The organism is Ferdinandcohnia sp. SAFN-114 (assembly GCF_059415045.1).
Map to the genome: position 1 here is coordinate 1 of NZ_JBPFDQ010000093.1, position 20,856 is coordinate 20,856.

21 protein-coding genes are annotated in these 20,856 nt (G+C 37.5%); 16 read left to right on the plus strand and 5 right to left on the minus strand.

The features are described 5' to 3' along the window. Positions 1–426 precede the first annotated feature (426 nt). The 4 genes from pflB (at position 427) to ACR65M_RS22225 (ending at position 5,231) form a co-directional block, all read left to right on the plus strand. Entirely contained in the window at positions 427–2,655 is a 2,229-nt protein-coding gene (gene pflB, locus ACR65M_RS22210) for a formate C-acetyltransferase (protein WP_440274450.1), read from the plus strand. A 21-nt stretch (positions 2,656–2,676) separates the two neighbouring features. Beyond that, entirely contained in the window at positions 2,677–3,402 is a 726-nt protein-coding gene (gene pflA / locus ACR65M_RS22215) for a pyruvate formate-lyase-activating protein (RefSeq protein ID WP_440274440.1), read from the plus strand. 253 nt (positions 3,403–3,655) lie between these two features. Further along, a complete protein-coding gene (locus tag ACR65M_RS22220; protein WP_440274451.1) occupies positions 3,656–4,180 on the plus strand; it encodes an RNA polymerase sigma factor in 525 nt (174 codons plus the stop codon). Beyond that, entirely contained in the window at positions 4,164–5,231 is a 1,068-nt protein-coding gene (locus ACR65M_RS22225) for a hypothetical protein (RefSeq protein ID WP_440274441.1), read from the plus strand. The genes ACR65M_RS22220 and ACR65M_RS22225 overlap by 17 nt, the downstream gene beginning before the upstream one ends. Before the next feature lie 47 nt (positions 5,232–5,278). Here ACR65M_RS22225 and ACR65M_RS22230 read toward each other — a convergent pair whose 3' ends face one another. From ACR65M_RS22230 to ACR65M_RS22240, 3 genes are all read right to left on the minus strand, one after another. Further along, positions 5,279–5,755 carry a hypothetical protein gene (locus tag ACR65M_RS22230; RefSeq protein ID WP_341329940.1) on the minus strand — a complete coding sequence of 159 codons (477 nt, stop codon included), beginning with the start codon at positions 5,753–5,755 and terminating at the stop codon, positions 5,279–5,281. Between the two features lie 32 nt (positions 5,756–5,787). Beyond that, on the minus strand, positions 5,788–5,982 hold the full coding sequence (locus tag ACR65M_RS22235) for a YwbE family protein (RefSeq protein WP_099354078.1): 195 nt from the start codon (positions 5,980–5,982) through the stop codon (positions 5,788–5,790). A 183-nt stretch (positions 5,983–6,165) separates the two neighbouring features. Beyond that, positions 6,166–7,131, minus strand: coding sequence for a polysaccharide deacetylase family protein (locus tag ACR65M_RS22240; RefSeq protein ID WP_440274442.1), 966 nt, complete (start codon positions 7,129–7,131; stop codon positions 6,166–6,168). Positions 7,132–7,425: 294 nt separating this feature from the next. Between ACR65M_RS22240 and ACR65M_RS22245 the strand changes: the two genes are divergently transcribed. The 3 genes from ACR65M_RS22245 to ACR65M_RS22255 all read left to right on the plus strand — a co-directional run bounded on the left by ACR65M_RS22245 (position 7,426) and on the right by ACR65M_RS22255 (position 10,022). Next, on the plus strand, positions 7,426–8,283 hold the full coding sequence (locus tag ACR65M_RS22245; RefSeq protein WP_440274443.1) for a carbon-nitrogen hydrolase family protein: 858 nt from the start codon (positions 7,426–7,428) through the stop codon (positions 8,281–8,283). Positions 8,284–8,302: 19 nt separating this feature from the next. Continuing rightward, positions 8,303–8,974, plus strand: coding sequence for a GNAT family N-acetyltransferase (locus tag ACR65M_RS22250; protein ID WP_341329943.1), 672 nt, complete (start codon positions 8,303–8,305; stop codon positions 8,972–8,974). 220 nt (positions 8,975–9,194) lie between these two features. After that, a complete protein-coding gene (locus tag ACR65M_RS22255; RefSeq protein ID WP_440274444.1) occupies positions 9,195–10,022 on the plus strand; it encodes a cytochrome c oxidase assembly protein in 828 nt (275 codons plus the stop codon). Between the two features lie 17 nt (positions 10,023–10,039). Here ACR65M_RS22255 and ACR65M_RS22260 read toward each other — a convergent pair whose 3' ends face one another. Next, positions 10,040–11,086 carry an ATP synthase beta subunit C-terminal domain-containing protein gene (locus tag ACR65M_RS22260; protein WP_440274445.1) on the minus strand — a complete coding sequence of 349 codons (1,047 nt, stop codon included), beginning with the start codon at positions 11,084–11,086 and terminating at the stop codon, positions 10,040–10,042. A gap of 488 nt (positions 11,087–11,574) precedes the next feature. Here ACR65M_RS22260 and ACR65M_RS22265 point away from each other — a divergent pair, with 488 nt between their 5' ends. From ACR65M_RS22265 to ACR65M_RS22305, 9 genes are all read left to right on the plus strand, one after another. Then, the gene (locus ACR65M_RS22265) at positions 11,575–12,162 is read left to right on the plus strand and encodes a DNA-3-methyladenine glycosylase (protein WP_341329946.1); all 588 of its coding nucleotides are present in this window, start codon (positions 11,575–11,577) and stop codon (positions 12,160–12,162) included. Positions 12,163–12,306: 144 nt separating this feature from the next. Further along, positions 12,307–12,654 (plus strand): lmo0954 family membrane protein, encoded by a 348-nt coding sequence (locus ACR65M_RS22270; protein ID WP_121446728.1) that lies wholly within the window; start codon positions 12,307–12,309, stop codon positions 12,652–12,654. Between the two features lie 43 nt (positions 12,655–12,697). Next, positions 12,698–13,345, plus strand: a complete 648-nt coding sequence (locus ACR65M_RS22275) for a PspA/IM30 family protein (RefSeq protein ID WP_341329948.1) — start codon at positions 12,698–12,700, stop codon at positions 13,343–13,345. 107 nt (positions 13,346–13,452) lie between these two features. Beyond that, positions 13,453–14,187, plus strand: a complete 735-nt coding sequence (gene liaF, locus ACR65M_RS22280; RefSeq protein ID WP_121446726.1) for a cell wall-active antibiotics response protein LiaF — start codon at positions 13,453–13,455, stop codon at positions 14,185–14,187. Next, positions 14,184–15,224 (plus strand): sensor histidine kinase, encoded by a 1,041-nt coding sequence (locus ACR65M_RS22285; RefSeq protein ID WP_121446725.1) that lies wholly within the window; start codon positions 14,184–14,186, stop codon positions 15,222–15,224. The genes liaF and ACR65M_RS22285 overlap by 4 nt, the downstream gene beginning before the upstream one ends. Continuing rightward, positions 15,217–15,849, plus strand: coding sequence for a response regulator (locus ACR65M_RS22290; protein ID WP_121446724.1), 633 nt, complete (start codon positions 15,217–15,219; stop codon positions 15,847–15,849). Before ACR65M_RS22285 ends, ACR65M_RS22290 begins: the two co-directional genes overlap by 8 nt. A 301-nt stretch (positions 15,850–16,150) precedes the next feature. Further along, positions 16,151–17,287 carry an HD-GYP domain-containing protein gene (locus ACR65M_RS22295; RefSeq protein WP_440274446.1) on the plus strand — a complete coding sequence of 379 codons (1,137 nt, stop codon included), beginning with the start codon at positions 16,151–16,153 and terminating at the stop codon, positions 17,285–17,287. A gap of 181 nt (positions 17,288–17,468) precedes the next feature. Further along, positions 17,469–18,671 (plus strand): hypothetical protein, encoded by a 1,203-nt coding sequence (locus tag ACR65M_RS22300; protein WP_440274447.1) that lies wholly within the window; start codon positions 17,469–17,471, stop codon positions 18,669–18,671. 38 nt (positions 18,672–18,709) lie between these two features. Further along, positions 18,710–19,939 carry an ATP-binding protein gene (locus ACR65M_RS22305; protein WP_440274448.1) on the plus strand — a complete coding sequence of 410 codons (1,230 nt, stop codon included), beginning with the start codon at positions 18,710–18,712 and terminating at the stop codon, positions 19,937–19,939. Between the two features lie 66 nt (positions 19,940–20,005). On the opposite strand, the gene ACR65M_RS22310 is transcribed toward ACR65M_RS22305, so the two are convergent. After that, entirely contained in the window at positions 20,006–20,761 is a 756-nt protein-coding gene (locus tag ACR65M_RS22310) for a helix-turn-helix domain-containing protein (RefSeq protein ID WP_440274449.1), read from the minus strand. Positions 20,762–20,856: the final 95 nt, after the last annotated feature.

Below are 20,856 nucleotides of genomic sequence, written 5' to 3' on the forward strand. Positions count from 1 at the left end.
AACGGCAATTATAATTAGGGATTCGAGGGGAACTTGACAGTTTCGTTCATATCAGGGACCTGTCCCTCCGTCCCATTTGTTTTAGTTGTTTGGTGGTACTCCAGCAGGATTGGAGTAACATCAAGATCCATAAATTAGGAGGGTTACGCTAATCCAGCCATATTGTAGTGTCACCACCTACCGAATCATAAGAAATTAATGGTGCACAAGCCGGTTAGTTTTGCTCCGAGCAAGTAATTTTGACCAAATTTTGATGAAAATATGGCTAAAATGGTAACTCTATTTATTTGTGAAATATTTCACATGACATAAAACTTGTCCCGATGTATGATTGACTTGTAAGAAAGTTTGTTCAGTAGTGAACAAACTAAGTCTTAAAACAAACATATATGTAAACAACCTTTTATTGGATGGAGGTCATTGATGATGAAAGCATGGGATGGTTTTAAAGAAGGAAAATGGCAAAAGGACATTGATGTACGTGACTTCATAATAGAGAACTTTACACCATATGAGGGTGACGATGAATTTTTAGTGGGACCGACCGAAGCGACAAATACGCTATGGAAGCAGGTAATGGAGTTAACAAAGCAAGAGCTGGAAAATGGCGGCGTACTTGATATGGATACGAATATTGTATCTACGATTACTTCACATGGTCCTGGTTACCTTGATCAGGAAAAGGAGAAAGTGGTTGGATTCCAAACGGATAAACCCTTTAAGCGCTCACTTCAACCGTTTGGTGGAATTAGAATGGCGGTTGATTCTGCGAAATCCTATGGGTTTGAAATAGACCAGGAAATTGTAAAGATTTTTACTGACTATCGAAAAACGCATAACCAAGGTGTATTTGATGCTTATACACCAGAAATGAGACTTGCGAGAAAAGCGGGTATTATAACAGGACTACCTGATGCATATGGTCGTGGAAGAATCATTGGTGATTATCGCAGGGTAGCCCTTTATGGTGTCGATAGACTCATTGAAGAAAAAAAGAAAGACCTTCTTGAAACTGGAAATGGAACCATGACTGACGACATCATTCGTGACAGAGAAGAACTTTCTGAACAAATTCGTGCACTACAGGAATTAAAGGAGCTAGCTGTCTCCTATGGCTATGACATTTCAGAACCGGCTACAAATGCAAGGGAAGCATTTCAATGGCTATACTTCGCGTATTTAGCAGCGATAAAAGAACAAAATGGGGCAGCGATGAGTTTAGGACGTGTGTCCACATTCCTAGATATCTATATTGAAAGAGACATTAAAAACGGCACTCTAACCGAGCAAGAAGCACAGGAAATTGTCGATCATTTTGTCATGAAACTGCGACTCGTTAAGTTTGCAAGAACACCAGATTACAATGAGCTATTTAGTGGTGACCCTACTTGGGTGACAGAATCTCTAGCAGGTGTTGCGCTTGATGGGCGTCCATTGGTTACAAAAAACTCATTCCGTTTCTTGCATACTCTAGACAATCTTGGACCAGCACCTGAACCAAACCTAACTGTACTTTGGTCAGTGAAGTTACCTGAAAACTATAAGAAATACTGCGCAAAAATGTCTATCAAAACAAGCTCCATTCAATATGAAAATGACGACATTATGCGAGAAACGTATGGGGACGACTATGGCATCGCGTGTTGTGTATCGGCGATGACAATTGGAAAGCAAATGCAATTTTTCGGAGCAAGAGCGAACCTAGCGAAAGCTTTAATCTACGCAATCAATGGTGGAATTGATGAAAAACTGAAAATCCAAGTTGGTCCGACATACTCACCAATTACCTCAGAGTATCTAGACTATGAGGAAGTTCTTGAAAAATATGACCTCATGCTTGAATGGCTTGCAGGACTTTATGTAAATACATTAAATATCATTCACTACATGCATGATAAATACAGCTATGAACGATTAGAAATGGCATTGCATGACCGTGAAATTTTACGAACAATGGCATGCGGAATCGCGGGGCTATCTGTGGTCGCTGATTCACTAAGTGCTATCAAACATGCTAAGGTTAAAACCATTCGGGATGAAAACGGAATTGTAGTAGATTACGAGACTGAAGGAGACTTCCCGAAATACGGAAACAATGATGATCGTGTTGACGACATCGCAGTTGAGCTTGTGAAGCGTTTTATGAATAAGATTAAAAAACATAAAACATACCGCGACTCTGTTCACACACAATCCATTTTAACCATCACATCTAATGTCGTGTATGGGAAAAAGACAGGAAACACACCTGATGGCCGTAAAGCTGGGGAACCATTTGCACCTGGTGCTAACCCACTCCACGGCCGTGACACAAAGGGTACACTTGCTTCATTGAGTTCTGTCGCGAAGCTTCCATATGAATACGCGTTAGATGGAATCTCAAATACTTTCTCAATCGTACCGAGAGCTTTAGGAAGAGAGGAAGAAGCGAGAATTAGTAACCTAGCAGGTTTACTTGATGGATATATGATGAAAAAAGGTCACCATTTAAATGTGAACGTCTTTGACAGAGAAACATTAATGGATGCAATGGAACATCCGGAGTTATATCCGCAATTAACAATTCGTGTATCAGGTTATGCCGTGAACTTTATCAAACTAACAAGAGAACAACAAATTGATGTGATAAACCGAACATTTCACGAAACCATGTAAGAAAAGAGGAGGACGATCAGCATGAACGGACGCATTCATTCCATTGAAACCTGTGGAACGGTAGATGGACCAGGACTACGTTATGTTATTTTCACTCAGGGGTGTTTGCTCCGTTGCCAGTTTTGTCATAACCCTGATACTTGGAAATTAAATATGGGGAAGGAGATGAGTGTTTCAGAGATTATCAATGATATCAAAACCTATCTTCCTTTTTTCCAAGCATCGGGCGGTGGTGTTACCGTAAGTGGTGGTGAGCCTTTGCTTCAACTTGACTTTCTAATCGAGTTGTTTAAAGAATGCAAGAAGCTTGGTATTCACACTACGATTGATAGTTCTGGCGGATGCTTTACACGTGCTCCTCATTTTATGGAGAAATTAGAGGAATTACTGCCACTAACTGACTTAATTTTACTAGATATTAAGGAAATCGACCCGATAAAGCATAAGGAGTTAACGGGCCTATCCAATGAACATATACTGGATTTTGCTCAGTTTCTATCAGATAAAAATGTTCCAGTTTGGGTTCGACATGTACTCGTTCCAACAATTAGCGATAATGATGAGGATCTTACAAAACTATCAGAGTTTATAAAAACACTAACAAATGTGAAAAAAATTGAAGTCCTCCCATACCACAAACTCGGTATCTACAAATGGGAAAGTCTAGGTCTGGAATACAAACTAAAAGGAGTCGAACCCCCAACCGAACAACGAGTTAAAAATGCAGAAAAAATCCTAGGGTCATAGGGTCTCTCACCTGGGACATAGGGACAGGTCCCGTGTCCCACCATATTTTTACAATCAACTTAACAAGTAAGCGGCGATAGGAGCATATAATCTTCCTCTTGCTGCTTTTTTTGTTGGGATATGAGCCGATTTCAAAGCAGGAGATATGGTACAGATAACGAAATGTAGTTGAGGATAAAAAATTTTAAGTAAGTTGAAACAAATTCGGGGTTGAAACGACTTATTACTGATTGGGGGCGAGGCATTGGAGAATATGTCGTTCGATATAGAAACTATTTATGATACGTATTACCGGGATGTTTATCATTTTGCACTCTTTTATACGAATAACCGTCAAGAAGCAGAAGATATCACACAAGAAACTTTTATTAAAATTATGAAAAACTTAGGCAGTCTACAAAATCCAGAAAGATTGAAAACATGGATTTTCTCGATAGCAAAGCATACGGCAATTGATCTTAAACGAAAACAAAAGTTTATTCAATACTTACCAGATTGGATCTACGAAAAGGAATCAGAAGAAGCTACGCCTGAAAAGAAGGCCATCCAAAAGAAGGATTGGGAAGAATTACAAGAAGCCCTCATAAAATTAAAGCCTACCTATCGGTCCATCATTATTTTTCGCGGACTAAAAGAGTTGTCTGTTAAAGAAACCGCTGAAGTCATGGGATGCAGTGAAAGGAAAGTACGCGTCGATTACCACAGAGCGATTCAACAAATGAAAAAACAAATTAGAGTTCACGAGGAGGGGTGGGGACTCAATGAACAATCGAAATGATGAGAAATGGTTACAGCCTTTAAAAAATCGTCCTGACCTTGAACCAAATCAAATTTTTGCAAAAGAGCTAAAAAAATCACTAAAGGAAAAACAGATAACAAAAAGAAGAAATTTTTCAGGGCTCAAAATGTGGGTCCCTGTAACAGCGGCAATTCTGCTGTTCTCCATCGTATCTATGTCCTATGTGACAAGTAATTTAGATCAAGGGCAGCAGCCAGTAGAAACCGAAACCAAGGAAACTGCAAATGTCATTAATCCGGATTTTGATGCATTGTTGGCCGAGAATCCTGCGTATCAACAAATGTATGAATCAGTCTTAAAGGTAACGACAATAGAAAAAGCTAGTAAGCTAGTAGTCCATTTCTTTGAGGCACTTCATGTCGAAGATAAGGAATTCCTTAAAAATAATGTGTTTTTTGTGGCAAATCCGGAAAAGGAAGTTGATGTATTACTTGATTTTTACAAGGGGATTGATGTGAAATCCATAGCTGTTAGCGAGTTAAATGAAAGTCAGGCAGAACCTAGTATAGAAATTGTCTTTTCTTACAAACAAAATAATGAGGAAAAACTCCATCATATTCATATTAATTACTGGGATGAAACAACAGTAGAAATTTATGCCCCTCTAGACGAGTATGTACCAGAGGCCAAAAATGATCTAGAGCTTAATGAGGTAGAAAGAGTAGCTTATGAGGAATTCAAGCTTGACCATGATCTTGAGGCAATAAGAACACTAGAGCCAATCAGTGTTGCGAAACTATATCTCCAAGCGAACGCGGACGGTGATCAGGAAACTTCATATGCTCTGTACACAACAAGAGAAGAGTATGTGATGTGGTCGAAAGAGGAAGATAAGAAGTACTGGGAAAAAGAAACAAGGAATCCAGAAAGCTACAAGGAACCTTTTTACGGTTTAGGTTCAGGAACGTTTCACCAAACGAACGAATATCAAGGATATATTTCCTTTCGTAATCAAAATGGAGACATGGGCTTCCAAATGGTAAAAGATGAAAACGGCGTATGGAAAGTAGCCTTCATGCCAATTCAATAGTGAAATTAAAAAATCCAACCTCATTTAATCGGGAGGTTGGATTTTAATTATTGAAGTCTAAAGCCTTCTTCATATAAATAGTCTTCGGCTTCATCATAGGAGCCAAAGGCTTCTTCTAAGTTTAGGCCGGAATATATATTCCACCATTCATCCTCGAGTACAAGTAGTAATGTATGTCCCTCATCATTAACCCAACGTTCTTCCTGTCCTTCACCAATGATGGCATTTTCCCTTGCTAAAGGAGAGTTCGCAGAAAGGGATTGAATCGATTCTTTCACGATTCGTCTTAGCTCAGCTTCGGAGAAATCCCGTATATTAATAAATCCCTTAGCATCGACTTCGTAGTTTTGAAGGTTTCCGGCGTACACAAAGCCATTACCATTTGGATGAAGATGCTGTACAACAATCTTCTTTTCAAAGACGCTGTCATTATAATGAAAATTAACTCTCCCTAAAGATACATTTTTTCGTTCCAATTCCGGGAATGATTCGATGACCTTAAGTTTTTCCTCGAAAGATAGCATATTCATGTCCTCATTTCTATTTAATAAATAATTTATTGAATGATTTCCTTCACTCGCCCAACTTGTCCATCCTCTAATCGAACCTTAATTCCGTGGGGATGGAAACTAGACTTCGTTAAAATATCTTTCACAATTCCTTTTGTCAGTATACCAGTACGCTGGTCTTTCTTTAACACAATTTGAACTTCAATTCCCGGTACTATATCAGCACGATTCTGCCCATTCATCACAAAAACCCTTCCATTAATTATTTGTCTACCTAGTTTACCCTACATTGGGACAAAGGGACAGGTCCCGCGTCCCACCATAATTTTCCTGGGACAGTGTACCTGTCCCTCTGACCCACCTTCCGGTCGAGCCCACCGAGCTGACTCACACAAAAAAAGATGGCCCTCAGGCCATCTTCACCTTTAATATAGCTGTATAGGATGCATCGTTGATTCTAATGCTTTGAATTCATAGCCTTGCTCTTTAAGATAGTCTAATAGTTTAGGTAAATGCTCGAGTGTCTCTGGTCTTTCGTGCAAAAGAATGACAATTGGCTGATTCACACGATTCAATTTAGTTAGCTGCTCAATTACACTATCTACGTACCGGCTATCCCGAAATTGCCAATCCCGGCTGTCAATATTCCAATCCCACATCTTGTAGCCAGCAACATCTACAGCTTCTTTATATGCGTCAGTCATATATGGTGCGCTGCCAAATGGAGTGCGGATGAGATCTGATTCGATTCCTGTTAATTCAAAAAGCGTCTGTTGTGTTTGGTCCATTTCACCAACAACGGATTTCGAAGATTGATAGAATTTGTTTTTATCATGTGTGACACCATGAAGTCCTACGCTATGTCCTTTACTTGCCATTTCCTTGACTGCATCAGGATAATTTTTCATATTGTTGTCTAACATAAAAAAAGTTGCTTTCGCATCATACTGATCGAGTAAAGCTAGGATATCTTTTGAAACCTTATGAGGACCATCATCAAAAGTGAGATAAACAGCCCTTGAAGGAGGGGCAGGTGTTTCCTTTGGTGCTACCTGTTCTTGATCGTCTTCCTGCTTCACATCTTCTTTGGGAGTTGTTGGTTGCACTGGATCTGGTGCTGGTTCTTTTGTTGGCTCAGTTGTAGGTGCGGAATCTTCTTTAGCGGGTTTTTCCGCTTCAATATTTCCTGTTGGTTTGTCATCAACTCTAAGATCATCATCTATTGGTTCATATTTTTCAGGAGATTCAGCAGGTGCTACAACCTCAACTATCGGTTCAGATGCATCTGCTTCTAGAAAAAATTTAGTTTTAAGTAGAAAAAAAGAATACAAGAGTAACAACACAATAAAGCCAAACAACGCAATAATTTTGACAATGTTGCCCTTTTTCATTTTTCTCGCATTCGACATTAAGCATACCTTCTTCGCTGTGATATTCTTCAATATATAAGACGTTTATATTGCGGAAACGTTTCAGTTTTATTACAACATTTTTACAAGATTTGTATAGACAAGCCTTATAGTAACATATGGAAAGACTTTGAGGAAGAAGAAATTATGGAAAAAAAAGGTTTTTGAGAATCAAATGCTCGTAGTCTAATATAATAAAGGACAATTTACTTGTTTCAACGATAAAAATAGTTAATAATCCACTTATAAGATCTTTTATGAAGGGGGATTCTCGATTTGAAAATGAGGGTTTCAGCCGTTCAATATCATCTTCACACAATCAGTTCCTTTGATGAATTTGCGGCTCAATGTGAGCATTATATAAAAACTGCAATGGAATTTGATGCGGAATTTATTTTATTTCCAGAATTCTTCACTACACAGCTTTTATCAATCGGTAGGGAGGACGGTTCAAGTCTCACTATTGATGATCTACCACGCTTTACAGAAAGCTACCGACAGCTTTTTTCAAACCTTGCCAAACAATACAATGTCCACATTATTGGCGGAACACATGTCATCCGAAAGGGCGACCACCTCAACAACGTGGCTCATTTATTTTATCCGGATGGAAGAATCGGGGAGCAGGCCAAGCTGCATATTACCCCAACTGAAGTGAACGAATGGAATATGACACCAGGAGAAGATTTCCAAGTTTTCGATACAGATAAAGGCCGTATTGCAATGTTAACTTGCTATGATATCGAGTTCCCTGAAATTGTTCGAATCGCAAAGGCAAAGGGTGCCGATGTGATCTTTTGCCCATCTTGTACAGATGACCGCCATGGCTTCCATCGTGTGCGTTATACAAGCCATGCAAGAGCTGTGGAAAACCAAGTCTATGTTGTTGGAACAGGCACGGTTGGTACTCTACCAACGGTTGATTTTATGCGTGCAAACTTTGGTCAGGCAGCGGTTATTACACCAAATGATATTCCATTCCCACCAAAAGGAATTTTAGTGGAAGGCGAAGTAAACAACGACATGATTGTAACAGCAGACCTTGATTTGGATCTTCTCTACGAAGTACGTGAACGAGGTGCGGTTACAACATGGCGTGACCGTAGAACGGACCTTTATCCTGATTGGAAATAAATGAAAGAGAGTGAATGAGATGGAATATAAAAGAATAACAAGCATCAATGACCCGTTATTTTTTAAAATGCATGAATTAATGAAAAGTGTGTTTCCTAAAGAGGAAGTTCTAGACTTTGAACTTTGGAAGGAGCCGCTTGAGGACCCTAGTATTCGTGTTTTCGTTGCGGTACATGACGATGAGGTCGTTGGGACAACGGAATACCGTTATTATCCAGACTGGAACATTGCAATGACTGACTTTACGATCATCGGTCAACCAGGATTGAGTATCGGTCGCTTTTTAGCACAAAACCGCAGTAAGGATTTACAGGAGTTAGCTGCTGTAAATGGTAAAGAGTTATTCGGAATGTTTGCTGAAATCTACGATCCGTATCAAGTTGCACACTATGAATTTGGAACAGTTAAACCAATGGATCCGTTCGTGCGCCGTGAGGTTTTGTCTCATCTTGGTTATAAACGTATAGAACTCGACTATGTTCACCCATCATGGAACAATGACGGGGAAGCAGTTAAGGGGCTAGATCTATGTTTCATGCCTAGTGATGACCAAGTATCTGAATTACCAAGCCAATTGGTTGTTGATTTCTTAACAACGTATTATACAGTTCTTCCAAACAAACCAGCAGATTGGCTTGAAATGGTGAACAGTCTAAAAGAAATAGAAACCGTAAACTTACTTCCATTATAATAATAGATCCATATTTAAATCTAAATGGTTTAAATATGGATTTTTTTTGTCTGAAAAATGTCTGAAAAACGACATGTGATATAAATCATATTCCAGCGGGGGAGAGAGGATTTACAATAAAGTAAGAAGTGTATGTTTGGAAGGTTTTTTGGCGTGGAGAATTCAAATTCGCAGGAATGTAACCTTCTGAGCAACCAATATCCGAAAAGCTGGTGATATTGTGATTAGTCAAATTTTAGATGGTTTTAGTTTTCACTCCCAATGGAATGGGGGTATCATCTTTTTTACCTTGATATTAATTGTCTTATATATGTTCCTATTACCAACACCAAAAAATCATCCGAAGCATAAATCCATAGCGCTTGCCGGAAGTATGCTGCTAATTCTTTTGGCTGTGGGAAGTCCTTTGAACCTATTAGGGCGCATGCTGTTTCGTGCTCACATCATACAGATTGTTGTTGTCCTTCTTATTGCAGCACCTTTGATTGTAATGGGATTAAAGACCAATCTGCTTGAAAAAGCACTTCGAAAAAATAGTGTGAAAAAGGTTTACAGTGTTTTAACTCATCCCGTGTTTACAATAATTCTCTTCCACGGTTTGTTAATTGGATATCACGTACCTGTTATGTTTGACTGGATTCGAACAGGATACTTTACAAATTATTTCTTTTTAATTGGCTTGATAGTAGCAGCCGTCTTACTGTGGTGGCCAATCATCGGACCGATCAAAGAGCATGATCAGATGACTTTTAAGAAAAAGCTCATTTATATAGTGGTCAACATCGTATTGTTTTTACCAGTGACTCTGTTTTTATGGCTCGCAAAAGATGCGTTGTATTCTGTATATAGTGACACAAGTCAAATGCTTGCTGCATTGGCATTATGTATGCCTCTTGGGGAAGAGATTCCGCCGGATTTATTAGAAACGCTACTCCCATATCCACCAATTGGAGAACAAAAAAACGGAGCAATCATCCTATTTATTACACAAACACTGATCTTCGGCTTGAGTGCAATATGGTTGTATATGAAAAAAGGCAGGAAGTGAATTCCTGCCATTATTGTTTAACTTAGTTTTCCAATGTAGGCTAATTCTGAGACGTCATTTGAGTCGGTAGAGCCATCAAGAATTTTGCGGATATCGAGTAAAGTATCCTGTAAACTAATCGATTCTCCTTTTTTACCTGTAAAGGCTTCGGCTACATAAAATGGTTGAGTTAAATATGCTTCAAGACGCTCACCACGTTTGTAGGTTTGGACTTCTGTTTCTGGTAGCTTTTCAAGCCCATGCACAGTAACGAGTGAACGGAGCTCGCGGTATCTTCGTAATAGTTTTTTTGCTCGCTGTTGGATTGTGAAATGTGTTTGGTCTAGGTGTGCCCCTTCAAGGACAGAAGAGGTTGAGTATACTGGATTGATTGCAGGATATTGATGTCTTGCAGTGAGGTCAGCGTCAAATTGCCATAAGGTTTCAAGTGGTCCAAATGGAACATCCTCATCTACAACATCCCCTTTTAAGTCCACAAGAACCGTTGTAACAGAGTTAATTCCAATTGAATGTAATTTTTCTTGCAAGATTTGGATATCCCCTGTGATTACATGTGATCGGTCAGCTGCAAAAACAATTTCACTCGTCTTTCCAAGCTTTGCAATTTCATCGTAGGCTTCTTTAATAGTGTTTACTTGGAATTGAACTTCATCTAAAACATCAGTAATTCCTAGATGATCCCCTTCCGGTAAAAGCAATACTGTCTTGAAATCATTGTTACGCAAGCGATGGAATAATTCGGCAAGAACTACAAGTTGCCCCATTCCTGGGCGAGCGACAAGACCAACTGTACCACCTTTTGCTAACGGAGCAAATACATCAAGCGTTTTAATCCCAGTTTCAATCATTTCCATTTTCTCCCCTCGAATTAATAATTCATCCACACTACATTCAGCTAAATCAGCAAGCGCCACAAGTGTGCGTACCTCTGCACGACCTACAGGAATTTTTCCAGTACACAGATTGGATACAGTGGCTGGACGTAATCCCACAGAACGGGCAGCAGTTGTTAAATTGGGTACTCTTCTGCGCAGCAATGAAACATTGAGTCGAATATCTTCCAAATTTTTCACCTCCTGTTACTTTTTAGAGTAAACTAAATTCCGCTTTGGTGCAATAGATATTTTCTCTACAGCGTAATTTTTTTTACGGTTGTGGTTTAATAGTTCTAAAATTGATAGAACAAAACTGTCATAAGGAAAAAACGTAACGTTTCTCCAATCTTAGTGAACCAGGCCACACATCTTTCAAATGAGTGGCTATTTACATAATCTCAAACTTACTAAAGGCGAACGGGTGGCCATAGTTATACTCTCACAAGGCGAAAGCTGAATAAGTGAGGGTACTCAATGAGGCGTAATCATACCCTCACCAGCCCAGAGCCACCCCAGTGAGGGTGCGAAAAAGGAGTAATCGTACCCTCACCATCCACAGAAAACTCTCTCGAGGGTACGAACCCGACCGAATGCGACTATCCCTACAACCTAAACAAGAATACACCCACCAACCGTATCCCATACTAAACCTAAAAACGGAAAAACAAGGAGCTGCCATGACGGAAATCATACCTGAATCATTTTTTCATCAACCTACATTAGAACTAGCAAAAGCTCTCCTCGGATGTAAGCTTATAAAAGAAACCGAACAGGGCGTAGCATCAGGCTATATTGTAGAAACTGAAGCCTACAAAGGCCCACTTGATCGCGCAGCGCATTCTTTTAACAATCGAAGGACGAAGCGGACAGAGGTGATGTTCGGCAAACCGGGTCATGTCTATACTTATCAGATGCACACTCATTGTCTCGTGAATGTTGTCAGTAACGAAATGGACATACCAGAAGCGATTCTTATCCGAGCGGTGGAGCCAGACCAAGGTATTGACCTCATGTATGAACGCCGCGGTCAAATGCCCATCAAAAATCTAACAAACGGACCAGGAAAACTAACGAAAGCATTAGGAATAACAATGGAGGACTATGGACGCACATTTTTTGAACCACCCATATACATCACTAAAGGCTATATTCCAGAAAACATCTCAATCGGTCCACGAATTGGTATCGAAAATACAGGAGAGGCAAAGGATTATCCGTGGCGATTTTGGATCACTGACAATCCGTTTGTTTCCCGTAAAAGATAAGGGTTTGCTCATACCTGAGCAGCCCTTTTTTTCATAAAAACTTACGCCTTCTAAGCCTCAGGTCCTAGTGAAAAATATAACTGGGGCTCATTATAGCAAATCGAAATTCAGGATAAGATTGAATCATGAAAGGAGGAAGTAAACATGAAAAAATTCGGATTGTTTATTCTTGGAGGTATTGCAGCAATTGTGCTTTTATCGCAGGTTGGACCACTGATTGGTTTAGCGATTAGCCTAGCCATTCTGTATTTTGCATTTAAACAGTTTATGAAAACTGATTCAACGCTAGGTAAGGTAATATGGGCCACTGTCGGGGTTATCGCTCTTATTGCATCAGCTTCAAATGCACCTGCAATTCTAGGCGTCGTAGCAGCATACATCCTCTATGTTGTCATTAAAAAATGGAAAAAAGAAAAAAACGAAGTCGTTACTGAATCATCTGACCCATTTACTAACTTTGAAAGACAATGGGCTGAATTGAACAAACGTTAATTAATAGAAATACGATTATTCATTAAAAAGGAGAATGATAAAAATGGCAAACCTATTAACTCGTATCAAGGACACAATTTTAGCAGATTTTCATGGCATATTAGATGAGAAAGAAAAGAAAAACCCAATCTCGTTACTTAACCAGTACCTACGTCAATGTGAGGCGGAAGTTGAGAAGGTTCGCAAGCTTGTCGAGCGTCAGCACTCTCTAAAGGATCAATTTGCAAGAGAACATCGCGAAGCAGCAGAACTTGCTGAAAAACGTAAATACCAAGCGGATGTAGCGCAACAAGCTGGAGAAACGGAATTATATGAGTTTGCTGTTCAGGAACAAGTTTCATATGAAGAACGTGCTGCTAAATTACAAGAAGCAATAAAAAATACAGCAGCAGAACTTATCGGCCTTGAGAAAAAGTATGAGGAAATGAAGCATAAGCTAAAAGACATGCATATTAAGCGTATGGAACTAATGGGGCGTGAGAACATTGCGCGAGCGAATCATCGCATGAACCAAGTTCTGGACACAAATGCATATACGAATAAGGCTTCAAGAACTTTTGAAGAAATGGAATCATATCTTGCTCGTCTTGAACATCAAGTAAATTCTTCTTATCATCGCAATACAATCGATGCAAGAATTGCACAACTTGAAAAAGAAGTGAAAAATGAAGAAACACATTCAATTTCATAGTGAAAACATGGTATTCTAAGAAGGCGTAGACAATCTACGTCTTCTTAGCCCCTATACTTTACGGGCAATAATCAATGCATTCAATGAAATGAAGGGAGGATCCGGACGTGTTAAATAAAATTAAATCAGACAACCTTAATGCATTTTTTCTTCTTGGCATCATTTTATTAATCATTGAAGTTACGTTTTTTAATGGCGGAGTCCTTTTCTCTTTTGTAATATCGTTTGGATGTATTTATATTGGCCGTAAAAAATTGCCGCGAACATTTGGCAAAATCCTGTTTTGGTTTGGATGGATTAGTTTAGCTTTTACCATTCTAAATATGATGACAGTAAAGTTTTTGATTCTTGCCGTTCTTATTTATTTACTTATCCAATTTATACAAGCTAAGAAAAAACCTCATTATATTAAACCTGATATAAAAGAATCAGAAAAAACATCTAAACAAGAACCTATTCTTAGACGTCAGCCATTGTTTCAAAACATCGTTATGGGTCAACAAAAAACACCAGAGTATGTGTATGAATGGAACGATGTGAACATTCAGTCAGGAATTGGCGATACGATTATTGATTTAAGCTACACGGTTCTACCTAAAGGTGAATCAGTTATTTTTATTCGAAATGTGATTGGGAATGTTCAAATTTTTGTTCCGTATGAGGTAGAAGTGAAGGTACATCATTCTGTCCTTTATGGAGCCACAACTATCTTTGAAAATCAAGACGCTAAAACGGTGAACCAAACACTTCATTATCAAACTGAACAATATGATCACGCCGAACCTAAGCTAAAGATAGTCACTTCCATTGGAGTGGGGGACCTTGAGGTGAAACGAGCATGAGTACCGTTAAAAAACAAATAATTGTTGGTATTTGTGTCTCAGTGTTTTTATTTGTATTGGCCCATGTCATTGTATTCATGGCTTTTCCTTTAGCGAATTGGGCCGCACTCTGGCAAACAAAGCTTATGGATTTGCCGTATATTATTTTAACCTTGAGTCTAAGCTTAATTGCGGGGCTTGTTTTTGGAATTTTGTCGGGGTATTTATGGAGAAAACAGTTGCTCTCTGTTTCTAATGCGATTTATCAAATTGAACAGGGGAGAACCATTTCTGAAATCCCCGTCAACCAAACTGCGGAATTCAACACCATTTGGGAGCGGATTAAAAAGCTACAAACTCATATTGCAGAGCAAACAAAACTTTCCCAAAAACTTGCAAATGAAAAGGCAGAGGATCAGGAAAAACGAATACAACAAATTGTTTCCGATGAGCGTAACCGTTTAGCGAGAGAACTCCATGATTCCGTTAGTCAACAACTCTTTGCTGCATCGATGATGATGTCTGCTATCAACGAATCTAAGCCACGAACTGATGAACGTGAGGCAAAACAGTTTAAGCTTGTTGAGGAAATGATTCATCAATCACAATTAGAAATGCGGGCACTCTTGCTTCATTTACGTCCAGTTGCATTAAAAGGAAAGACACTCCAAGAAGGAATCCAGGAGCTATTAGTTGAATTATCACAAAAGGTACCTGTAACCATTGAAACAAAGATAGAGGACTTTCAAATTGATAAAGGGGTCGAGGACCACTTATTTCGCATTCTTCAAGAGTCTGTTTCAAACACCCTCCGCCACGCAAAAGCAAATCGGTTAGAAGTCCTGCTCATTAAAAGGGATGAATTTGTCATTTTACGAATCGTTGATGATGGTATTGGATTTGATGTGGAACAAGCGAAAACCGGTTCCTATGGTCTACAGAATATGTATGAACGTGCTGTGGAAATAGGCGGTACAATGCGGACCGTTAGTCTTAAAGATAAAGGAACACGGATTGAAGTAAAAGTACCTGTGTTAGAGGGTGGAGAAAATGATTAAAGTATTATTTGTCGATGATCATGAAATGGTAAGGATAGGAGTTTCTTCCTACTTATCGGCACAGCCAGATATTGAGGTCGTTGGTGAAGCAGATGATGGAAAAATAGCGGTTGAATTAGCGCTAGAGCTTCGACCTGATATCATATTAATGGATCTCGTAATGAAGGAAATGGATGGCATTGAGGCGACAAGAAGAATTATTGAGAGCTGGCCTGAAGCAAAAATCATCATCGTCACAAGCTTTATTGATGATGAAAAAGTCTATCCTGCTTTAGAAGCGGGAGCAACGAGCTATATGTTAAAAACATCAAAGGCAAGTGAAATAGCTGAGGCCGTTCGTAAAACCTATCATGGACAGTCTGTTTTAGAGCCAGAAGTTACAGGGAAAATGATGGTTCGAATGAGACAAAAGGAAAAACAGCTTCCACATGAAGAATTGACAAACCGTGAAATGGAAATCTTGCTTTTAATCGCTGACGGAAAAACGAATCAAGAGATTGCTGATGAACTTTTTATCGCACTAAAAACGGTAAAAGTACATGTAAGTAATATCTTAAGTAAGCTAGAGGTACAAGATCGAACACAAGCGGTCATATACGCATTCAAACATTCTCTAGTACAATAAAATAATTTTTCGACAAAAAACGCAGATTTCTTTCTGTGTTTTTATTTTTGTATTAAACTGAAAGAACGTTTTTATCTAGTGGGTATTATGACCTATACGTCAATTACCATATTTTATGCGATTCAGGAAGATTTTTATACCTAATTAACTATTTAGTTTGTAGTACAGATGGTTTATAATTGAAAAGTCGATATTTGACGAATTGCGTCTGTGACTTTTGGCCCTTTTTTGTAATAAAAAAAGGATTATTGCATATATATCTAGAAATATAAGAGAAAATGGAGAAAAAGAGATGCAAAAAATGGATAAAAGAACGGTATTCTTATATGAGGAAAAAAGAACCGTAACCTGGTTTAGTATTTTATTTTTTATCATACTAATTGGCTACGATATCTTTTATTATTTTATTTATCCTAGATATGATTCAATAGTATCATATGGTTTTCCGACAGATTTTGTCTATGTAATGTACTTCTTTATTCTATTATTAATTCCTTTGATATTTTTTAATAATCGTAATAAAAAGCAACATTATACTAAATATTATTTTTTCTTTACCTATACAATTTTAAGCTTTATTAATGAACTTTTTACTTATTGGAATAAACCTGAATCATTTTCAAGTGGTAATGCTGTAGAAGTTTTCTTTGTTTTATTTTCTCCAATTTTTGTGAGCAAAAGATATTTCTGGACAGTTACAATAGGTTTGATAATTAAATATTTATTACTAGGTGGTCTACTCGCAAATACATTAGTTGCTTTCCCTATTGTATTAACAATTGTACTTGGGGTAATTGCTTATATTTTCTTAAACAGATTTCAAAGTTATATCACTGCTTTAAGCACCTCTTATGATCAACAAATGGAAGGAATAGTAAAAGGTGTTATTGCAGCCCTTGAGCTAAAGGATCCATATACAAGAGGCCATAGTGAACGAGTAGCAAAATATGCGATGGTGTTAGCGAAAGAGTTAGGATCATTTACGAAGGATGAATTAAAATCCTTTAACTATGCCTGTCTTTTACATGACATTGGTAAGGTGAATATTCCTGATTCTATATTAATGAAGCCAGCGAAATTAACAAATGAAGAATATGAAATCATCAAAACACATCCTGTTGTAGGAGAAGAAGCAGTAAAAAACGTAGAAGGACTTGGCTCGAGTATTAGTATAATTAGATCACATCATGAAAGATGGGATGGAAAAGGATATCCTGACCAGTTAAAAGGAAATGACATTCCGTTAAATGCTCGAATCACAGCGATAGCGGATGCTTTTGATGCAATGACCTCCTCTCGTTCTTATCGTGGGGCACTCCCTGTAGAAGAGGCTTATGAGCGGATCCTTCAAGGTGAAGGTACTCAATTTGATCCGAACCTTGTAGCGATATTTAAAAAGGTATACCAACAATGGATATATATTCAAAAAGAATCCTAGAAGAAAAGATTAAAAATCGGGAGGTGAAAATATATGAAAATCAAAAAGCTAAATAAACTTTTAGCTACTTGCTGGTGGTGCGGATTTGTACCAGGTGGACCAAGAGGTTAATTTATAATGAAGGATGCTTACAAAAAGTGGAGCATCCTTTTATTTTGAATAAAATAGGTAGGTGTGAAAAATGCAATTAACTGCTGATTCTATTATATGTTTACACGAGTTATTGATACGTACAGATAATAAGAATTTTATTATTGAAGATCTAGTAACTCATGAATTTTATGAAATGCCAGTGGTATGCATTGATGCAATTGAGTTGATTAACGACGGTTTATCACTTGGTGAAATTGAACACCTACTTATTGAAAAATATCCAGATGAAGAGATTGATTTACTGGATTTTGGCCAACAATTGCTGGAGTTAGATTTAGTAGAAATGGTAGATGGAGCAAAAGTAAGTCTAGAAAAGACACGTAATCATGAAGAATTAGGCCTTAAATGGATATCACCGAAACTAGGGAAGATTTTCTTTAATCGGTTTACTCGTTTTTTCTATCCATTACTTCTGTTAGTGAATCTCTTACTTTTTGTGAAAGATACTGATCTTTTTCCTCGTTATCAGGATCTTTTTGTCTTTGATACAATGATGTTTAATATTCTTTTGTATGCCGGAATTTCAATTGTTTTAATCTTTATTCATGAATGTGGACATATTTTGGCTATCCGTTCTTTTAATCTTCCAACACGATTACAAATTGGCAATCGATTGTTTTTTGTTGTATTTGAAACGGACCTTACACAAGGGTGGAAACTCTCCTCAAAGGACCGAAACTTGTTGTTTTTAGCAGGCTTGTATTTTGATAGTTTCATTCTTTTTATTGCCCTAATCTTAAAAATGTCTAACGCATCCTCACACGGGTTTATTAATGGAATTATTAGTTTGATTATTTTCGATATTGTCATCCGGATTATTTATCAATGCTGTATTTATATGAAAACAGATCTTTATTATGTTTTTGAAAATAGTACGGGGAATTATAATTTGATGGAAAGTGGAATTGAATACTTAACAGCATTATTAAATAGAAAACGAAAAGCAGTAAAGAATAAAATAATTGTTTTCTATTCCTTTTTCTTTTTGATTGGAATTTTGTTGACCTTCTCTATGTTTAGCTATTACTATTTACCTCAATTAGTATATATTATGATAAATGTTCTCCCTGGGTTTACTGAGTCAGTATCATCTCTAAAATTCTGGGATGCTCTCGTTTTTTGTGCACAAATGTTGATATTCCTTTTACTACTCTCCTACTCATTATTTAAAAAATTCGAAAGTAAGAGAGAATATAGGACTATATACTCAGGTGAGGAAAATAATATATAATAAAAAAAGCATAATCATTTAACTAAGTGAGGATTGATATGTCTTATCAAAAACATAGCACTCTTCTTTTACATGAAGAGAAAAAGGCTTTACGTCTATATTTAATATTGTTTTATAGCATTTTAGTGCTATATGATTTTTTCTATTATTTTATATACCCTTTATTTTTTAACGAAAAGATTGGACTTCCTACTGATTTTGCTTATGGAGCCTATATATTAATAATTGTCCTTATTCCAGTCTCATTTTATTTAATGAAAGTAGGTAAGCTACATTTAATCAAATATTATTATGTGCTGGCATATCTTTTGGTTTCTGGAATGGATGATGTACTCACTTATTGGGGGAGTAATGAAGTTTTTAAGAGTGGGAATGCAGCTGAAATTGTCTTTTTGCTATTCTCTCCTATCTTTATTAATAAGAGATTTTTTCTGACAGTATCAATTGCCATTACAATGAAATATGTATTGATTGGCCTATTATTAGGAAATGGTATTGTAATGGCACCAATCCTGCTAATTGGTATGTTTGCACTTATTGCCTATATCCTCCTAACCCGTTTCTACTCGTATATCGAAGCACTATCGGTAACGCATGAGGAGCTCCGTAATAAGGAGAAGCTTGCTTTTGTCGGGCAGATGGCAACTACAATTGGTCATGAAATTCGTAATCCGTTGGCATCTTTAAAAGGGTTTACCCAGCTTCAGCGGGAGAAACATAAAGAGGATGAGGCACAATATATGATCATGGAGCAGGAAATTGATCGGATTGATTCAATTCTTAATGATTTACTGGTTATCGGCAAACCAAGGCAAATTAATGTGACGAAATGTAATCTAAAGAAACTTATTGAGTATGTCCTTTCAATCTTTGAGCAATCTGAGAACGCGAGGAATGTTGTAATTGATCTGAAAATGGATGAAGCTGTTTTAGACATCGATTGTGATGAAAAACAAATGAAGCAGGTATTCTTAAATCTCATCAAAAATGGCTTTGAATCCATGTCAGAGGGTGGTAAGCTAACGATTAATGGCAGCCAAACTGCCAATAACATGTTATCGATTATCATTCTTGATGAGGGCAGTGGAATACCTGAGGATGTACAGGAAAAGCTGTTCCAACCATTCTTTACAACAAAGGATTATGGAACCGGCCTAGGTTTAATGGTGTCTAAAAAAATCATTGAAGATCATAATGGACAAATTAGCATTAATAGTAACCTAGGAAATGGAACAAAGGTAGAGATTATATTACCGATTACGCAATAAAAAAGTCGACTCTGGAAGTCGGCTTTTATTTTTAACAATAAGAATATAATGCTTATTTTTGAAAGATTAAGATAATTTAGCTAAGAAATCGATATGATAGACTTTCTTTGGCCTGCCTCTTAGTTTTTTCTGCTTTTTATAAGAAACTTCTGCTACTCCCCTTTCCTCAAGCTTTTGTAAGATACGGTTTGCAGCTCTTTGAGATATCCCAAAATGAATGGCAAGATCATCAGAAACAAGTTCAGTTGTTTGAAGTTTTTCCATAACGGCCATTACTTTTTGGATATGTAATGCAGAAATGCCTATTTGGCTACTAAATTTTTCAATTTGAATGTTCAGTTGAATTGGAATTTGTAAACATGTCTCATCTCCAAGAGGTCCGATTAATTGATCATCTTCGGTCATAATATAGGATGTCCCGCGATCCATTCTTCTTTCTTTGTTGGCGTGTTCAGCATTGAAACGAGCCTCTTGCAAAGTATTTCCGATTCCCCAACCAATATCTATTTCGTATGGTAATGTTTGTTTAAGATCGGACAAAAGCGAACATTGTGTAAACTCATTTGTAATGTCCTTCAATGCCTTATAGTTTGTAATGACTTCAAAATTTAGGAAGTTCCTCTGAATAATAAAGCCATATTGATTTTTTCGATTGTATTCTAGCAGGGCTTGATTCAACATTAACATTTTCCGTTCCAGGTCATGATTCGTATCGGGGCTTATTGTTATCTTTGAAATAGCAATATTCCCAATCACAACTTGATTTTCCGTTAAACGCATCAGTTTGATTTGATTAATAAAATCATTCACTTTTTTAATCATTGATTCTAAGGAAGGATAAATGATACTATGTCAAGAAAATAGACACAGATTTTTCTACCGCGCTTTCGCTTGGTAGCCTTCATAAAAAAGTTTAA

Excerpts from the sequence above, each read along its gene's own strand:
- pflB (WP_440274450.1), top strand. The coding sequence starts at position 427 with ATGAAAGCATGGGATGGTTTTAAAGAAGGAAAATGGCAAAAGGACATT.
- pflA (WP_440274440.1), top strand. The coding sequence starts at position 2,677 with ATGAACGGACGCATTCATTCCATTGAAACCTGTGGAACGGTAGATGGA.
- ACR65M_RS22220 (WP_440274451.1), top strand. The coding sequence starts at position 3,656 with ATGTCGTTCGATATAGAAACTATTTATGATACGTATTACCGGGATGTT.
- ACR65M_RS22225 (WP_440274441.1), top strand. The coding sequence starts at position 4,164 with ATGAACAATCGAAATGATGAGAAATGGTTACAGCCTTTAAAAAATCGT.
- ACR65M_RS22230 (WP_341329940.1), bottom strand. The coding sequence starts at position 5,755 with ATGCTATCTTTCGAGGAAAAACTTAAGGTCATCGAATCATTCCCGGAA.
- ACR65M_RS22235 (WP_099354078.1), bottom strand. The coding sequence starts at position 5,982 with ATGAATGGGCAGAATCGTGCTGATATAGTACCGGGAATTGAAGTTCAA.
- ACR65M_RS22240 (WP_440274442.1), bottom strand. The coding sequence starts at position 7,131 with ATGAAAAAGGGCAACATTGTCAAAATTATTGCGTTGTTTGGCTTTATT.
- ACR65M_RS22250 (WP_341329943.1), top strand. The coding sequence starts at position 8,303 with ATGGAATATAAAAGAATAACAAGCATCAATGACCCGTTATTTTTTAAA.
- ACR65M_RS22265 (WP_341329946.1), top strand. The coding sequence starts at position 11,575 with ATGACGGAAATCATACCTGAATCATTTTTTCATCAACCTACATTAGAA.
- ACR65M_RS22270 (WP_121446728.1), top strand. The coding sequence starts at position 12,307 with ATGAAAAAATTCGGATTGTTTATTCTTGGAGGTATTGCAGCAATTGTG.
- ACR65M_RS22275 (WP_341329948.1), top strand. The coding sequence starts at position 12,698 with ATGGCAAACCTATTAACTCGTATCAAGGACACAATTTTAGCAGATTTT.
- ACR65M_RS22285 (WP_121446725.1), top strand. The coding sequence starts at position 14,184 with ATGAGTACCGTTAAAAAACAAATAATTGTTGGTATTTGTGTCTCAGTG.
- ACR65M_RS22290 (WP_121446724.1), top strand. The coding sequence starts at position 15,217 with ATGATTAAAGTATTATTTGTCGATGATCATGAAATGGTAAGGATAGGA.
- ACR65M_RS22295 (WP_440274446.1), top strand. The coding sequence starts at position 16,151 with ATGGATAAAAGAACGGTATTCTTATATGAGGAAAAAAGAACCGTAACC.
- ACR65M_RS22300 (WP_440274447.1), top strand. The coding sequence starts at position 17,469 with ATGCAATTAACTGCTGATTCTATTATATGTTTACACGAGTTATTGATA.
- ACR65M_RS22305 (WP_440274448.1), top strand. The coding sequence starts at position 18,710 with ATGTCTTATCAAAAACATAGCACTCTTCTTTTACATGAAGAGAAAAAG.
- ACR65M_RS22310 (WP_440274449.1), bottom strand. The coding sequence starts at position 20,761 with ATGATTAAAAAAGTGAATGATTTTATTAATCAAATCAAACTGATGCGT.